13 protein-coding genes are annotated in these 15,835 nt (G+C 78.6%); 8 read left to right on the plus strand and 5 right to left on the minus strand.

All coding sequences use genetic code 11. The features are described from left to right. The first annotated feature begins 172 nt into the window (after positions 1-172). The 5 genes from ACI796_RS06975 (at position 173) to ACI796_RS06995 (ending at position 6,769) form a co-directional block, all read left to right on the plus strand. The gene (locus tag ACI796_RS06975; RefSeq protein ID WP_456940506.1) at positions 173-478 is read left to right on the plus strand and encodes an SAV_6107 family HEPN domain-containing protein; all 306 of its coding nucleotides are present in this window, start codon (positions 173-175) and stop codon (positions 476-478) included. Beyond that, complete coding sequence (locus tag ACI796_RS06980; protein ID WP_456940507.1) at positions 475-4,221, plus strand: DNA polymerase III subunit alpha; 3,747 nt, start codon at positions 475-477, stop codon at positions 4,219-4,221. Before ACI796_RS06975 ends, ACI796_RS06980 begins: the two co-directional genes overlap by 4 nt. A 109-nt stretch (positions 4,222-4,330) precedes the next feature. Then, complete coding sequence (locus tag ACI796_RS06985; RefSeq protein WP_456940508.1) at positions 4,331-4,813, plus strand: VOC family protein; 483 nt, start codon at positions 4,331-4,333, stop codon at positions 4,811-4,813. A 49-nt stretch (positions 4,814-4,862) separates the two neighbouring features. Next, entirely contained in the window at positions 4,863-5,600 is a 738-nt protein-coding gene (locus tag ACI796_RS06990; RefSeq protein ID WP_456940509.1) for a class I SAM-dependent methyltransferase, read from the plus strand. Continuing rightward, entirely contained in the window at positions 5,597-6,769 is a 1,173-nt protein-coding gene (locus ACI796_RS06995; RefSeq protein WP_456940510.1) for an alkaline phosphatase family protein, read from the plus strand. The genes ACI796_RS06990 and ACI796_RS06995 overlap by 4 nt, the downstream gene beginning before the upstream one ends. A gap of 14 nt (positions 6,770-6,783) precedes the next feature. Here the strand turns inward: ACI796_RS06995 and ACI796_RS07000 are convergent, their stop codons facing one another. The 3 genes from ACI796_RS07000 to ACI796_RS07010 all read right to left on the minus strand — a co-directional run bounded on the left by ACI796_RS07000 (position 6,784) and on the right by ACI796_RS07010 (position 9,468). After that, entirely contained in the window at positions 6,784-7,716 is a 933-nt protein-coding gene (locus tag ACI796_RS07000; RefSeq protein WP_456940511.1) for a sucrase ferredoxin, read from the minus strand. Between the two features lie 19 nt (positions 7,717-7,735). Beyond that, positions 7,736-8,860, minus strand: coding sequence for a cupin domain-containing protein (locus ACI796_RS07005; protein ID WP_456940512.1), 1,125 nt, complete (start codon positions 8,858-8,860; stop codon positions 7,736-7,738). 287 nt (positions 8,861-9,147) lie between these two features. Continuing rightward, positions 9,148-9,468, minus strand: coding sequence for a BatC protein (locus ACI796_RS07010; protein ID WP_456940513.1), 321 nt, complete (start codon positions 9,466-9,468; stop codon positions 9,148-9,150). Positions 9,469-9,698: 230 nt separating this feature from the next. Here ACI796_RS07010 and dinB point away from each other — a divergent pair, with 230 nt between their 5' ends. From dinB to ACI796_RS07025, 3 genes are all read left to right on the plus strand, one after another. Further along, a complete protein-coding gene (gene dinB / locus ACI796_RS07015) occupies positions 9,699-10,871 on the plus strand; it encodes a DNA polymerase IV (RefSeq protein ID WP_456940514.1) in 1,173 nt (390 codons plus the stop codon). A 136-nt stretch (positions 10,872-11,007) separates the two neighbouring features. After that, on the plus strand, positions 11,008-11,436 hold the full coding sequence (locus ACI796_RS07020) for a DUF3040 domain-containing protein (protein ID WP_456940515.1): 429 nt from the start codon (positions 11,008-11,010) through the stop codon (positions 11,434-11,436). A gap of 147 nt (positions 11,437-11,583) precedes the next feature. Next, entirely contained in the window at positions 11,584-11,955 is a 372-nt protein-coding gene (locus tag ACI796_RS07025; protein ID WP_456940516.1) for a cupin domain-containing protein, read from the plus strand. A 32-nt stretch (positions 11,956-11,987) separates the two neighbouring features. Here the strand turns inward: ACI796_RS07025 and ACI796_RS07030 are convergent, their stop codons facing one another. Further along, the gene (locus tag ACI796_RS07030; protein WP_456940517.1) at positions 11,988-14,423 is read right to left on the minus strand and encodes a transglutaminase family protein; all 2,436 of its coding nucleotides are present in this window, start codon (positions 14,421-14,423) and stop codon (positions 11,988-11,990) included. Next, on the minus strand, positions 14,420-15,835 hold the full coding sequence (locus tag ACI796_RS07035) for a DUF58 domain-containing protein (RefSeq protein ID WP_456940518.1): 1,416 nt from the start codon (positions 15,833-15,835) through the stop codon (positions 14,420-14,422). Before ACI796_RS07035 ends, ACI796_RS07030 begins: the two co-directional genes overlap by 4 nt.

Here is a 15,835-nt window from a genome sequence, read left to right on the forward strand (position 1 = left end):
CAGGCGGTCGCGATGGCGGTCTTCCTCGCCGCCGACGGCGTGGGCTGGCTGCTGGCCGCGCGCACGCTGCAGGGGCTGTCGACCGGCGCGCTGACCGGGTCGCTCGGCGCGGGGGGGGGGGGCCCCCCCCCCCCCCCCGCCGCCGGGGGCGCCCCCCCCCCCCCCCGCGGGGGTGCTGGCCGCCCGCACCCGGCCGGAGAGCGGCCGCCGCCGGCCGCGCAGCGCCTGGGTGCTGCTCGAGCAGGTCGCCCCCGAGCTGGGGGAGTGGGCCACCTTCTTCGCCGCCGGCGCGGCCAAGCGCGCCGCGGCCGAGGCCGGGCTGTCCCGCGCGGTCACCGAGCGCGAGGCCGACGACCTGGTCCGCGACGCCGGGACCTTCCTCGCCGTGGTCGAGGAGCTGCTGGCCACCACGCCCGAGCCGGCGCCCCGGCCGCGCGTGGTCGGCGGCACCGCCCACCGTCCCGCCCGCGGGCGGTGAGCGGGGACCCCTTCGTCCACCTGCACGTCGCCTCCGGCTACTCCCTGCGGTACGGGGCCAACCACCCGGCCGACCTGGTCGCACGCGCCGCCGAGCACGGCATGACGGCGCTGGCGCTGACCGACCGCGACGGGCTCTACGGCGCGGTCAAGTTCGCGCTGGCCTGCCGGTCGGCCGGGCTGCGGCCGCTGTTCGGCGTCGACCTCGCGGTCGCGCCGGCGGTGGACACGACCGTGCCGCCGGCGCGGGCGCACGTGCTGGGCGAGGACGAGTTCTCCCTGCGCCGCACCGGGCACGCCCCCGCGCGGCCGGCGCCGGCGCGGCGCAGCCCCGTGCGGGGAGGGGCGAGTGTCGACCCGCGGCTGCCGCGGGTCACCTTCCTCGCCCGCGACGGCGCCGGGTGGCGGTCGCTGTGCCGGCTGACCAGCGCCACGCACCTGCGCGGCACCCGCGGCGAGCCGGTGGCCTCACTCGCGCTGGCCGCCGAGCACGCGCCCGGGCTGGTCGCGGTGCTGGGGCCGGACTCACCGGTGGGCCGGGCGCTCGCGGCCGGGCGGGCCGACGTCGCCTCCGCGCGGCTGGCCGCCTGGCGGTCGGTGTTCGGCCCGGGCTCGCTGGTGCTGGAGGTGGTGCACCACCGCGGCCGGGGCGACCGCTCCCGCGCCCAGCGGCTGCTGCGCTTCGCCGAGGAGGAGGGCGTGCCGGCGGTGCTCACCAACGCCGTCCGCTACGTCGACGCCCTCGACGCGCCCACCGCCGACGTCCTCGACGCCTCCCGCAGGCTGGTCGCCCTCGACGCGCGGCACGTCGACCGGCGCACCGCCGAGGGTCACCTCAAGTCGGGCAAGGAGATGGCCGAGGTCGCCGCGGAGCTCGCCGGCCCCGACCGCGACGCCGCGCTGCGGCTGACCGAGCGCACCGCCCGGCTGGCCGAGCAGTGCGCCGTCGACGTCCGCGAGGACCTGGGCATCGGCACCGTGCGCTATCCCGAGCTCGACGTCGTCACCGCGCCCGGGGAGCGGGGGACGGACCCCTCCGAGGTGCTGCGCGCCCGCTGCGAGGCGGGGCTCGGCCGGCGCGGGATGGCCCGCACGGAGAGGGTGACCCGGCGGCTCGAGGAGGAGCTGGCCGTCATCGACTCCCTCGGCTACCCCTCCTACTTCCTCACCGTCGCCGACGTGGTCGACCTCATCAAGGGCCTGCGGGTCCGGGCGGCCGCGCGCGGGTCGGGCGCGGGCAGCCTGGTGACCTACCTGCTCGGCATCTCCGACGTCGACCCGATCCGGTACGGCCTGCTGATGGAGCGGTTCCTGTCCCCGCTGCGCCACCAGCTGCCCGACGTCGACATCGACGTGGAGTCCGCCCGGCGGATGGAGGTCTACGACGCGGTCATCGCCCGCTTCGGCGCCCACCGGGTCAGCTGCATCTCGATGATGGACACCTACCGGGTGCGGCACGCCATCCGCGACGTCGGCGCCGCGCTCGGGCTGCCGCCGGCCGAGATCGACGCCGTCGCCAAGGCCTTCCCGCACGTCCGGGCCAACCAGGTGCACGCCGCGCTGCGCGACCTGCCGGAGCTGCGGGCCAGCCGGATGGGCTCGCGGCGCGGTGGCGGCACCGGCGACCTCGACCTGCTGTTCGACCTGGTCGCCCGGCTCGACGGCCTGCCCCGGCACATCGCGCTGCACCCGTGCGGCGTGCTGCTGTCCGACGCCACGCTGCTCGACCGCACGCCGGTGGAGAGCAGCTACCTCGGCTACCCGATGAGCCAGTTCGACAAGGACGACGTCGAGGAGCTCGGGCTGCTCAAGCTCGACCTGCTCGGCATCCGGATGCAGTCGGCGATCGCGCACGCCCTCGACGAGGTGGCCCGGGTCGACGGCACCGCCGTCGACGTCGACGCCGTCCCGCGCGACGACCCGACGACGTTCGAGCTCATCCGCAGCACCCGGACCCTCGGCATGTTCCAGATCGAGTCGCCGGGGCAGCGCGAGCTGGTCGGCAAGTTCGGGCCGGAGACGTTCGAGGACATCGTCATCGACATCTCGCTGTTCCGGCCCGGGCCGGTGAAGAGCGACATGGTGACGCCGTTCCTGCTGGCCCGGAACGGCTGGCAGGACCCGGTCTACCCGCACGAGGACCTCGCGCCGTTCCTGCGGGAGACCGCCGGCGTCGTCGTCTTCCACGAGCAGGTGCTGCAGATCGTGGCGCAGATGACCGGCTGCGACCTCGCCCAGGCCGACGAGGCGCGCCGCGCGCTCGGCGACAAGGAGCTGCACCCGGAGGTGCGGGCCTGGTTCGTGCCGGAGGCGCTGCGGCGCTACCCGGTCGACGTGGTGGAGGAGGTGTGGGAGGTGCTGGTCGCCTTCGGCTCGTTCGGGTTCTGCAAGGCGCACGCGGCCGCGTTCGCGCTGCCCACCTACCAGTCGGCGTGGCTGAAGACCCACCACCCGGCGGCGTTCCTCGCCGGGGTGCTCACCCACGACCCGGGCATGTACCCGAAGCGGCTGATCCTCGACGACGCCCGCAACTTCGGGATCCGGGTGCTGGGCCTGGACGTCAACGCCTCGACCGGCACCTACCGGGTGGAGCGGCTGGCGCCGGAGGACCGGCGGGAGGACTGGCGGCGGCCGGAGTGGATGCCTGCGGCGATGCCCGACCCGTCGGCCTACGGGATCCGGCTGTCGCTCACCGACGTCAAGGGCATCGGCGAGGACGAGGTGGCGCGGATCGTCGCCGGGCAGCCCTACCGGTCGCTGACGGACTTCTGGTCGCGGGCCGCGGTGTCCCGGCCGGTGGTCGAGCGGCTGGTGCTCGCCGGCGGCTTCGACTCGCTGTACGGGTTCGGCGTGCGCGACCGTGAGGCCGGCCGGCCCACCCGCTCGCGCCGGTCGGTGACCCGGCGGGACCTGCTGCTGCAGATCAGCGAGCTGGACCGGTGGAGCCGCAGCGGGGCGAGGGCCGGGGCGGTGGGGCAGCTCAGCCTGGACCTGCTCGGCCTGGAGGTCCCGGAGGAGGACGGCGCCCCCGAGGAGACCGGGCCGGGCTGGGCGGAGGGCAGCGGGCTGCCGGAGTTCACCGACGCCGAGCTGGTCCGCGCCGAGCTGGAGGTGCTCGGGCTGGACGCCAGCCGGCACGTCGTCGACTTCTACCGGCCGTTCCTCTCGGCGATCGGGGCGGTGCCGGCGGGGGAGCTGCTCGGCGCCCGCAGCCACGCCGAGGTGCTGGTGGCCGGGGTCAAGGTGGCCACCCAGACCCCGCCGATCCGGTCGGGGCGCCGGGTGGTGTTCGTGACCCTCGACGACGGCACCGGCTGCACCGACTCGACCTTCTTCGAGGACGTGCAGGGCCCCTACGCGGCGACGGTGTTCCACTCGTGGCTGCTGGTGATCCGCGGGGTGCTGCGGCGCACCGGCCCGCGCGGGGTGTCGATCCGGGCCACCGGCGCCTGGGAGCTGCCCGCGCTGTACGAGGCGTGGGAGACCGGCGGCCTGGCCGCGGTGGCCGAGCACATGGCCGCGCCGGGGGAGTACACCGACCAGGCCATCGCCGGGGCGGCGGCGTCGCACGGCTCGCGGCCGGTGGTGGTCAAGCCGGTGCTCGTGCACCCGACCGGCTTCCGGATGTCGCCGTACGCCGACGTCAAGCCCGCCGGCGACGACGCCGCGACCGCCGCCCGCCGGGCTGCGGCAGCCGCCCCGCGCAAGCTCTGGCACTCCAGCCCGGGCAGCTCGGGCCACTAGCACCTCCCGCGGCCCGCCGCGGCTCCGCGCAGCGATGAGTCCGGGGCGCCGGTGGCGTCTGTCCTCCCGAGCGCCGGCGTCCCGGCCGGCGCCGCGGAGGAGGGCAGCCATGCCGAAGCAGATCCCGTGCCTGTGGTTCGACACCGAGGCCGAGGAGGCCGCGCGGTTCTACACGTCGATCTGGCCGGACGCCGAGGTCCTCGGCACCGTCCGCTACGGCGCCGAGGACCCGGCGCGGGAGGGGCAGGTCCTCACCGTCAGCTGGCGGCTCGGCGACACCGAGTACGTCGGCCTCAACGGCGGCCCGCAGGACTGGCGGTTCAGCGAGGCGATCTCCTTCCAGGTGCTGTGCGCCGACCAGGCCGAGGTCGACCACTTCTGGGACCGGCTCACCGACGGCGGCGAGGAGGCCCCCTGCGGCTGGCTCAAGGACCGCTTCGGCGTCTCCTGGCAGGTCGTGCCCGTCCGGCTGCTGGAGCTGCAGGCCGATCCCGACCCCGACCGGCGGCGGCGTGCCGTCGAGCAGATGTTCACGATGCGGAAGATCGTCGTCGCCGACCTGGAGCGGGCCGCCGACGCGGTCTCCGCCTGACCCGGCCGCGGGCCGGTGCGGGCAGGCCCCCGCCACTAGGGTCGGACGGGTGACCGCCCCCGCCCCGTCCACCGGCGAGCAGCTGCCCGTCCGGACCGCCGCGGTCTGGGCCGCGCTCGACCCGCTGGCCGGCGCGGGCTCCCCGCTGCGGGTCCTCGACGTCGGCGGCGGCAGCGGCGTCTTCGCCGTCCCGCTGGCCCGCCGCGGCCACGAGGTCACCGTCGTCGACCCCAGCGCCGACGCGCTGGCCACCCTCGAGCGGCGGGCGCAGACCGCCGGGGTCGGCGACCGGGTCCGCGGCCTGCAGGGTGACGGCGACCTGCTGCACGAGCTGCCTCTCGCCGACGGCGGCTACGACCTCGCGCTGTGCCACGCCGTCCTCGAGGTGGTCGACGACCCCGCCACCACCCTCGGCGAGATCACCCGCGCGCTGCGCCCCGGCGGCCGGGTGAGCGTGGCGACCGCCAACCGGGCCGGCGCCGTCCTCGCCCGCGCGCTGGGCGGCCACCCCAAGGAGGCGCTGGCCCTGCTCGAGGACCGGGACCCCGCCCCCGGCCGCACCCGCCCCGCCCGCCGCCGCTTCGGCTCCGAGGACCTCCTCGCGCTGCTGCGGAACGCCGGGCTCGAGCCGGAGGAGTGGCGCGGCGTCGCCGTCGTCGCCGACCTGCTCGACGCGAGCTCCGGCGCCGACCCCGAGGCCGTCCGCCGCCTCGAGCTCGCGCTGGCCGGCACCTCGCCCTACCGCGACGTCGCCGCCGGCCTGCACGTCCTGGCCGCGCGCCCGTGACGGCGCTGCCGCCGGACCTCGTCCGCCCCGCCTACGGCGCGGCCAGCCTCGCCGACGTCCTGCCCGGCGCGGCCGCCGCCCTCGGGGTCGGCGTCGACCGCGGCGGTCTGCCCGCCGACCCGCTCGGCCTCACCGCGGCGCTGGCCGGTGCCCGCCGGGTCGCCGTCCTGCTCGTCGACGGCCTCGGCGCGCACCTGCTGCGCGCGCACGCGCACCTCGCCCCGGCCCTCGCCGCGCTGGCCACGCCCGCCGGCGACCTCGCCGCCCCGTGCCCGAGCACCACCCCGGTCAGCCTCGCCACGCTCGGCACCGGCGTCCCCCCGGGAGGGCACGGCGTCCTCGGCTTCGTCACCGCCGTCCCGGGCGAGGACCGGCTGCTCAACCACGTCCAGTGGGCCGACGACCCCGACCCCCGCGACTGGCAGCCCCGCCCCACGGTGTTCGAGCAGGCCGCGGCCGCCGGCCTGCCGGTCACCGCCGTCGCCCCCTACGCCTACGCCGGCTCCGGCCTGACCACCGCCGTGTACCGGGGCGCGGCGTACGCGGGCACGGTCAGCGCCGGCGACCTCGCCGCGGTGCTGCTGCAGTCGCTGGCCGCCACCCCCACCGGGCTGGTCTACGGCTACACCCCCGAGCTCGACCTCACCGGCCACGTGCGCGGGGTGGACTCCGACAGCTGGCGGGTGCAGCTCACGCTGGTCGACCGGGTGGTCGAGCAGGTGGTCGCCGGCCTGCCCGACGACGCCGCCCTGCTGGTCACCGCCGACCACGGCATGCTCGACGTCCCCGCCGGCACCCGCGTCGACGTCGACGACGAGCCCGCCCTGCTCGACGGCGTCGCGCTGCTGGCCGGGGAGCCCCGCGCCCGCTACGTGCACACCGTCCCCGGCGCGGCCGCCGACGTCCTCGACGCCTGGCGCGGCGTGCTCGGCGACCGGGCCTGGGTGGCCGGGCGCGAGGAGGCCGTCGCCAGCGGGGTGTTCGGCGCCGTCGGCGAGGGGATGGCCGCCCGCATCGGCGACGTCGTCGCGCTCGCCCGCGGCCCGTGGGCGGTCACCGCGTCGGCCGCCGAGCCGGGGCCCAGCCGGCTGGCCGCCTACCACGGGTCGCTCACCGACGCCGAGGTCGCGATCCCGCTGCTGCTCGCCCGGGGCCGGGCGCTCACCTGACCGACGGGGGCGGCTCAGCGGACCGGGGACACCGACAGCGCCGTCCACGTGCGCGGGTGTGCCGCGTGCACCGCCCGGCAGGTCAGCTGCGCGGCCTCGTCCGCCGGGCGGCTCTCCACCCGCACCACGACGTCGCCGTCCGTGCCGCCGAGCACCACCTCGAACCGCTCGACGCCGCCGGCGTCCTCGGCCGCGGTGGCGGCCAGCCGCCGGGAGCCGCGCACCGGCAGGTCGTCGACCCCGAGCAGCCCCAGCCGCTCGCGGGCGGCCTGCTGGGCGGCCTGCACCGGCCCCGGCAGCCCGGCCCGCCCGCGCAGCCACGGCAGCGCCACCTCGCCGCGCGCGTGCGCGGCCACGAGGTCGGCGCCGTCGCCGGGCACCTGCCCGTAGGCGAACCCGTGCGGCAGCACCAGCACGTTGGAGGCGAACCGGCAGCCGCCGAGGTGGCTGCACTCCCAGACGTCGGCGGGCGCGGGCATCGCCGCGGCCAGCGGCCGGCCGCGCAGCGCGCAGCAGGCGTCGTGCTGCCCGTGCGTGCACACCAGGTACGCCGGCCGGTCGGCGCGCTCGCCGACCGAGCCGTCCCAGGGGGCCCCGACCAGCTCGGCGTCGTCGTCGCGGGTCGACCACCACAGGCCCTCGCGGCCCGGGCGGCCGTCGGCGTAGGCCCAGCGGCGCCCGGAGTCCGCGGCCCGGTCGCCGGGCCGGCGGACCAGCAGCACCCGCACGCCCTCGGCGCGGGCGCGCGCGGCCAGCCGGGCGGTCACCGCCGGGTCGATGCGGGAGCCGGTCAGCGCGTCGCGGCCCCACGGGCCCGGCTGCTCGACGAGCAGCCAGCGCTGCGCCGGCCCGGCCGTGGCCACGGGGGAGTCCCCCCGGACCAGGGCCGTGACCGAGCAGCGGGTGGCGTCGAGCCGGCCGGCACGGGCGGGGACGGTGGCGGTCACCCGGGAGGAGGCGACGGGGTCACGACCCGGTCCCGAGGGCGTCGGCACGCTCCCCATCGTCCCCGCCGGCGTCCGGCGCCGGGGCGCCAGGTCCGTGCGGACCCGGCTCGGGGGCGGTGGCCGGGACGCCGTCGACCCCGTGCGCGCCCTGCACCGCCGCGCCGGCGACCAGCGCGATCGACTCGGTGACCAGCCGGCGGGCGAGGGTGAGCCGGTCGTCGGCGTCCAGGCCCGCCAGGTCGGCGACCTTGAGCTCGCCGGCGGCCAGCAGGCCCTCGAGCGCGGCGCGGGTGGAGGCGGGGAACTCCAGCCGGCGGCGGCCGGCCAGCAGGGCGACCCGCCCGCCCTCGGCGGTGGCCGGGGCGTCGCGGAGCGCGCAGCGCAGCCGGCGGCGCAGCCGCAGCACGGTGTCCGGGCCGAGCGCGGCCGCCGCGGTGGCCTGCGCCAGCGGCGCGACCGGCTCGGGGCGCACCTGCGACCAGGTCCGCGAGCGCAGCCGCTCGGCGACCTCGCCGGGGTCCACCCGGCCCAGCCACTCCTGCAGCGCGGTCACGACCGTGGCGACGTCGTCGCGGACCGACGCCGGATCGGACAGGTCCAGGCCCAGCGGCAGGGCGCGGCGCAGCTCCCGGTCCTCGGCGGCCAGCACCCGCACCAGGTCCAGCGCCGACTCGGCCGCGGCCCACCGGGTCACCGAGTGCACGCCGATGGTCAGGTGCGCGCTGGTCTGCCCGAGCGCGACCGCCGAGTGCAGGTAGCCGCGCGGCAGGTAGAGGGTGTCGCCCGGGCGCAGCACGGCGTCGACCACCGGCTCGCGCTCGGCGGCCGCGGCGACGGCGGCCCGGCGGTCGGTCCACGGCTGGGTGCGCAGCGGCTCCTCGAGCACCGGCTCGTGGATGGTCCAGCGCTTCTCGCCGGCCACCTGCAGCACGAAGACGTCGTGGACGTCGTAGTGCGGGCTGAACCCGCGCGAGGACGGCGGCGTCACGTACGCGTTGACCTGCGTCGGGTGCCCCAGGTCGGCGGCCAGTTGGTCGGCGAACTCGATCAGCGGCGGCCAGAGCCGGTGCAGGCCCTGCAGGACCACGGTGCTGCCGTCGGCGAACAGCCGCAGCACGGCGTCGGAGGAGACCTGGTCGGCCACCTCGGCGCCGGCGCCGCCGGAGGTGGTGAACCGCTGGGCGTCGACGACGGCGCCGTCCTTGGCGATGCGCAGGAACGGCGTGCGCAGGCCGCGCCGCGACAGCAGCTCGTCGACGTCGGTCAGCGTCAGCAGGTCGGTGAACGACTCCCCGGTGTCCTCGGCGCGGGCGAGCAGCGGGCGGCGGGACCAGTACCGCTCGGCGAAGACCGCGGGGTCGAGGTGCGTGCACCGGCGCAGGGCCGGGCGGGTGTCAGCCCCGCCCGACCCCGCGACGGCCGGGTCCTGGCTCAGGCCGAACCGTCCGCGCCACCGTCGGCGCCGCCGTCGGCACCGCCGTCCGCACCGCCGTCGGCCGGGCCGTGACCGGCGCCGCCGTCGGCACCACCGTCCGCGCCGCCGTCCGCGCCCCCGTCCGCACCACCGTCGGCGCCGCCGTCCGCGCCGCCGTCCGAGCCGCCGCCCACCGCGCCGCCGTCGGCCGGGCCGTGGCCCGCGCCGCTGTCGGCACCGCCGTCGGCGCCGCCGTCGTGCTGGCCGGGCGTGCCCTCGCCGGCACCGCTGTCGGCCGGACCCTCCGTGCTGGTCATGTCGTCGTCGTCGAGCGCCATCGGGCTCCTCCGGGATCCGGGTCGGGACCGTCCGCCGGACGACGGTCGGTCGTGTCCCACCTACCTCGCCCGTGCGCCGGTCACACATGCGCCGACCAGCGTCGTCACGAGCTCCCCGGACACGCCGGGGACGGCGCGCCGCCGCCGGCGGGGGACCGTTAGTCTCCGAACACGTGTTCGAGCGGGGAGGTCGCGTGCGGTCGTCGGGCGGGCGTGCCGAGGGGTGCACGGTGCTGCACGTCGACATGGACGCGTTCTTCGCCAGCGTCGAGGTGCGCCGGCACCCCGAGCTCGCCGGCACGCCGGTCATCGTGGGCGGCGCGGGCAACCGCGGGGTGGTCACCTCGGCCACCTACGAGGCCCGCGCGTACGGCGTGCACGCCGCCATGCCGACGGCGCGGGCGCTGCGGCTGTGCCCGGCGGCGACCGTGCTGCCGGGGGACGTGGGCCTCTACGCCGAGGTGTCCCGGGCGGTCATGGCGCTGTTCCGGTCGGTGACCCCGCTGGTGGAGCCGCTGAGCCTGGACGAGGCCTTCCTCGACGTGGGCGGGGCCGGGCGCCGGCTGGGCGACGCCGCCGAGATCGGGGAGTACCTGCGCGCCCGCGTCTTCGACGAACAGGGCATCACCTGCTCCGTCGGCGTGGCCGGCACCAAGTTCGTGGCCAAGCTCGCCTCCACCCACGCCAAGCCCGACGGGCTGCTCGTCGTCCGCCCGGCCGAGGTCATCGACTTCCTGCACCCGCTGCCGGTCGGCGCGCTGTGGGGCGTGGGCGCGAAGACCGAGCAGGTGCTGCTGCGGCTGGGGCTGCGCACCGTCGGCGACCTCGCGCACGTCCCGGCGCGCACCCTGCAGCGGGCACTGGGCCCCGCCGCCGGCGCCCACCTGCACGAGCTGGCCTGGGGCCGCGACCCCCGCCGGGTGGTGCCCGACGAGCCGGAGCGCTCGACCGGGCACGAGGAGACCTTCCCCACCGACGTCGACGACCCGGCCGTGATCCACCGGGAGCTGCTGCGGCTGTCCGAGCGGACGGCGGCCCGGCTGCGCGCGGGCGGCTGGCTGACCCGCACGGTGAGCATCAAGGTCCGCTTCGCCGACTTCACCACCCTCACCCGCAGCCGCACCCTCGGCGTCCCCACCGACGTCGGGCAGGAGGTGTACGAGACCGCGCGGGCCCTGTTCGACGCGCTCGGGCTGGACCGGGCGCGGATCCGGCTGGTCGGCGTGCGGGCCGAGCGGCTGGTCCGGTCCGGCGAGGCGCCCCGGCAACTCGAGCTCGGCGCCCGCGAGCACGGCCGCCGCGACGCGGAGCTCGCCGCCGACCGGGCGGCCCGCCGGTTCGGCGCCGGCGCGGTGCGGCCGGCCACGCTGCTGCACCGCGACCGCGACCGCCGGGTGCGCTGAGGCGGGCCCGGGGGACCCGTCACGGACCCCCGGAGGGGTGGTCCCGACGGCAGTGCGGCGGGTCGCCGCGCACTCGCCTTTCGCACCCCGCCGACGGCTCGTATCCTCGGTGTCACCACCGGGTACGGGCCCGGTGGTGTCTGGCTCCGCCCACCTGGAGGTCTCGGTGCCGCTCTCCGAGCACGAGCAGCGACTGCTGGAGCAGATCGAGCGCGCCCTCGTCGACGACGATCCCAAGTTCGCCTCCTCCGTCCGCACCGGCGACCGCAGGCTCAAGGCCCGGCGGAAGCTGCAGCTCGGTGCGCTGCTGGTCGTGGTGGGCCTGGCCGTCCTCGTCGGTGGCGCCGTCGTCCCGTCCGTGCCCCTGGGCGTCCTCGGCTTCCTCGTGATGTTCGGCGGTGCCGCGCTCGGCGTCCTCAACTACCGCTCGGCCACCGGCGCCGTCGAGACCGGCCCGGCCGGTGCCCGCGGCGCGCAGGCCGGCCGTGGCCGGGGCGGCCGCCCCCGCCGGCAGCCGCTGAAGAACCGGCTCGAGGAGCGCTTCCGCCGCCGCTACGACCAGTAGCCCGCGAGACCCCGCCGACGGCCGCCGTCCCACCCGGGACGGCGGCCGTCGCCGTTCCCGGCACGGTGGCCTGGGGGGTCGACCGTCCGGGGACGGGTGGGGACACTGGAACCGCCACGAACGGGCCGCTCGGGAGGGGGAGTCCCGATGACGCAGACACAGCCCCTGGAGCACGTGTCCTTCGACCGTCCCGACGAGGTGCGGCAGGGCGACAACTGGCGGCTGGAGCTGGTGCGCCTGGCCGGCGACGTCGAGGTCGGCAGGATCACCGTCCAGCCCGGCTGGCGGTGGTCCGAGCACGTCAGGCCGGTCGCCGGCACGGACCTGTGCGAGGCGCCGCACCAGCAGTACCACCTCTCCGGCCGCATCCACGTCGTCATGGCGGACGGCACCGAGCTCGACGCGGGTCCCGGTGACGTCACGACGCTGCCGCCGGGACACGACGCCTGGGTCGTGGGGGACGAGCCGGCCGTGGCCATCGACTGGCACGGCGCCTCGGTCTGGGCGACCCGGCAGTAGACCCCGCCGGCCCGGGACCCGCGGGGTCCCGCTCAGGCGACGGGGGTCCGGCGGGGCAGGCGGGCGGTGACCGCCGCCCCGAGCGCGTCACCCAGCGACGCCGGCCACAGCAGGGCCCGGAGCCGGGCCCCGGGCGCCGCCGCCGCGGCCAGCCCCCGCCGCGCCCGGGTCAGCGCGGCGCCCAGGGACGGGTCGGCGGGCGCGCCGGGACGGCCGTAGCTGGCCGCCTCCTCCGCGCGGGCCAGCTGCCCGATGGCGTCGGCCGCGCCGGGGACGCCGGCGCCGTGCGCGCCCCCGGCGACGGCGACGCCGTCGAGGGTGCGGCTCAGCGCCGCCGCCTGCTGCCGCGGGGTCTGCGCGGGGTCCCAGGGCAGGCCGAGGTCGCGCGCGGTCGCGGCGAGCTCGTCCCACAGCGCGGCCGGGCTGCCGCCGGCCACCCGGCGGCGGCGCTGCAGCGCCCGGGCGCCGGCGGGCGCGGCCAGCAGCGCGGCCAGCCCGAGCAGCACGCCGGCGGCGAGCAGCACCGGGCGCGCCGACGACGTCTGTGCGGCCGTCGTCGTGCCCTGCGGCGTGGCGCCGTCGACCCGGTCCCGCTGGGGCGTCGGGACGCTCTGGGGCGCGGTCGGTGCGGTCGGGACGTCCTGCGGGCGCTCGAGGACCTCCTGGTCGGCCGGCCGCGGCGCCCACGGCAGGTCGACGGCGCGCTCGCTGTCGATCGGGGTCGGGTCGAACGGCACCCAGCCCAGGTCGTCGAAGTACACCTCGACCCAGGCGTGCGCGTCGTCGCTGGTGACCAGCCGTCCGCCGCCGGGCTGCACCCGGCCGGGGGTGTAGCCCAGCGCGACCCGGGCGGGGATGCCCGCGGCCCGGACCATGGCGGCCATCGCCCCGGCGTACTGCTCGCAGTAGCCCTGCTTGAGCCGCAGGAAGTCGGCGAGGTCGTCGCCGCTGGTGCCCGGCCGGGTCGAGAGGCTGTAGACGAAGCCGTTCGCGCGGGAGAAGTGGCCCTGGATGGCGCGCACCGCGTCGTAGGGGGTGGCCGCGCCCGCGGTCAGGCCCGCGACCAGGTCGGTGACGGCGGGGTCCAGCGGCGGCAGCGCGGTGTCGCGCTCGCGCACCGGCGAGCCGGCCGGCACCTCGCCGGAGGCGCGCAGGTCGTCCTCGGTGGGGCTGGGCTCGACCGCGGTGACCCGGTAGCTGCGGCCCGCGGTGGTGACGTCGCGGCCGAAGACGGTGCCGGTGGCCGGGTCGAACCGCCAGGCGTCAGCGTCGTCGATCTCCACCGTCAGGGGAGAGGTGGGCACCGGCAGGAACCGGTCGTCGTGGCCGACCGCGGTGATCGTGGCCTCGACCCGCCGGCCCTCGCGGCGGCCGGGCAGCGGCGCGAGGTCGCCGGGCTGCGCCACCGACGTCTCGCCGTCGAGGTTGCCCACCGTCCAGCCGTCCTCGGCGCTGTAGACGTCGAGGGTCACCACGCGCAGGTAGCCGGGGTCGAGGACCGAGGCGTCGAACCGCAGCAGGTCGATCGGCTCGGGCAGCGTGAGCTGGCCCTGCAGCGCCGCGGCCGCGTCGAGCGCGGTGCCGGTCGACCCGCCGCCGCCCCCGGGACCGAAGCCGGCCGCCAGCCGGCCCTCGGGCAGGGTCGGCACCACGCTGCCGACCACCAGCGCGACGGCCAGGGCCAGCACGGCGGTGCCGGTCGCGGCGGGCCCGCCGGCGCCGCCCCGCCGCCCGGCCCGCGCCGCCAGCCGGCGCGCCTGGTCGGCCCACAGCAGCAGCGCCAGCCCGGCGGCCGGGGCCGCGAGCGCCGTCAGCCCGATGCTGCCGGTGACCGTGCTGACCGGCACGCAGAACAGGACCAGCAGCCCCAGCCCGGCGAGGGCCGGCTGCCGCCCGCCGACGGCGATCAGGTCGACGACGACGGCGACCATCCCGACCAGCAGCACGGTGAGCGCGAGCAGGCCGGTCAGCGGCAGCGCCGGCGTGGACTGCTCGCGGACCTCGGCCGACCCGTCGGTGAGCACCACGGCGAGGTCGCCGAGGGAGTCCGGGGTGGGCAGCCAGCCCCCGATCGCCTCGCCGGGCGCGAACAGCGCCGTCATCAGGCAGAGCAGGGCGGCGAGCTGACCCAGCGGCACCAGCGGGACGCCGGCGGCGCCGGCGCGGGCGGGCAGCGCCCGGCCGCCGGAGGCCCAGGCCCACAGCGCCGGGCCGGCGGCGCGCAGCGCGAGCCCGCCGAGGGCGACCACCGCGATCGCCGCCAGCGCGGGCGGCACCCAGGCCGGGCGGGTGAAGACCGGTGCCAGGGCGCAGCTGCCCAGGGCGGTGGCGACCGCGGCGGCCAGCGTCGTGCCGCCCTCGCGGCGCAGCGTGCCCGGAGGCACGGGCGCGGCCGGCGGGGGTGGGGGGACCGGCGGCGGGACCGGCCCGCCGGACCGGACCGGGGGCGGCGGCGCGAGGGTGGTCATGCGAGCACCCCCAGGACGTCGCCGGGCCGGGCGCCCGCGGCGGCGGGGGCGAGGTCGGCCCACACGGCCTCGACGGTGCGCGAGGAGTCCGCGACGACGACCTGCCAGCCGGCGCCGCGCAGCAGCGCCGCGGACTGCTCCAGCTGGGCGGTCAGCGCCGAGCGCGCCGTCGCCGACAGCCCCCGCTTGCTGCGGGCGCCGGGGTCGGCCCAGCTGGCCACGTCCAGCAGCACGGCGACGTCGGCGGACGGGCCCGAGCGCGCGGCGACCAGCTCGGTCAGGTCGTCGGGGCCGACGGCGCCGAGCAGCGCGACGACCGGGCCCTCGCCGGCCACGCGGTGCAGCAGCTCCGCCGCCGGACCGAGGCCGGTGCCGCGGCCGGGGGCGAGCGCGGCCAGCCGGTCCAGCAGCTCGACGGGCCCCAGGGCCGCCCGCGCGGCGGGGGCGGCGCGGCCGCCGTCCGGGGCGGTGGGGGTGAGCTCGCCGGCGGTGGTGACCACGCGCAGCGCGGCGCCGCGCCGGGCCAGCGTGGTGCCGATGCTCGCCGCGGCCTCCACCAGCCACTCGAGGCTGTCCTGCGGCGGCGCCGGGTCGCCGGGGGGGCCCGGGACGGTGCCGCCGGCGGCCGGTCCCGGGCCGGCGGCGCGGGTGAGCAGGTGGGCGCGCAGGCGGGTGTCGAGCAGCAGCGCCGCCTGGGCCCGCCAGGGCCGCTCCTCCAGCCGCACCATCAGCTCGCCGGTGCGGGCGGTGGCCCGCCAGTGCACCTTCCGCAGGTCGTCGCCGTGCCGGTACGCGCGGGTGCTCACGTCGTCCTCGCCGTGCACCGCGATCGAGCGGCGGGCGCCCTCGCCGCCGCCGCCGTGCCCGCCGCCCGGCCCGCCGGGCCCCAGCGGCCGGACCCGCGGCACGACCACCAGGGGGGCGCCGTCGGTGCCGCTGGTGGTGCGCTGCACCAGCCCGAAGGGGTCGACCAGGCGCAGCCGCAGCGGGCCGAGCCGGAACCGGCCGCGGCGGGCGCCGGACACCCGGTAGCGCATGCCGGCCGTCGCGCCGGCGGGCAGCCGCTCGACGACGAAGGAGGGGGAGCGGCCGAGCTCGGGCGGCAGCTGTTCGGACAGCAGCCACAGCCGCCCGGTGCGCCGGTCGGCGTTGGTGACCTCGAGCAGCACCTCGGCGTCCTGGCCGCGTGGCACCCGCGACGGCGACACGGTGCGCCGGACGCCGACGCGGAACCGCTGCCGGGCGACGGCGACCGCCGACAGCAGCGGCAGCGCGAGCACGAAGACGGCGATCTGCACCAGCGGCCGCTCGCCGAGCAGCGCGCCGAGGCCGAGCAGGGTGGCCCCCGCGGCGACCAGGCAGCGGCCGCGGAGGGTGAGCGAGGTCAGCGCCGTGCGCAGCGGCCCACCCAC

It is taken from the genome of Geodermatophilus sp. SYSU D00525 (assembly GCF_054050475.1).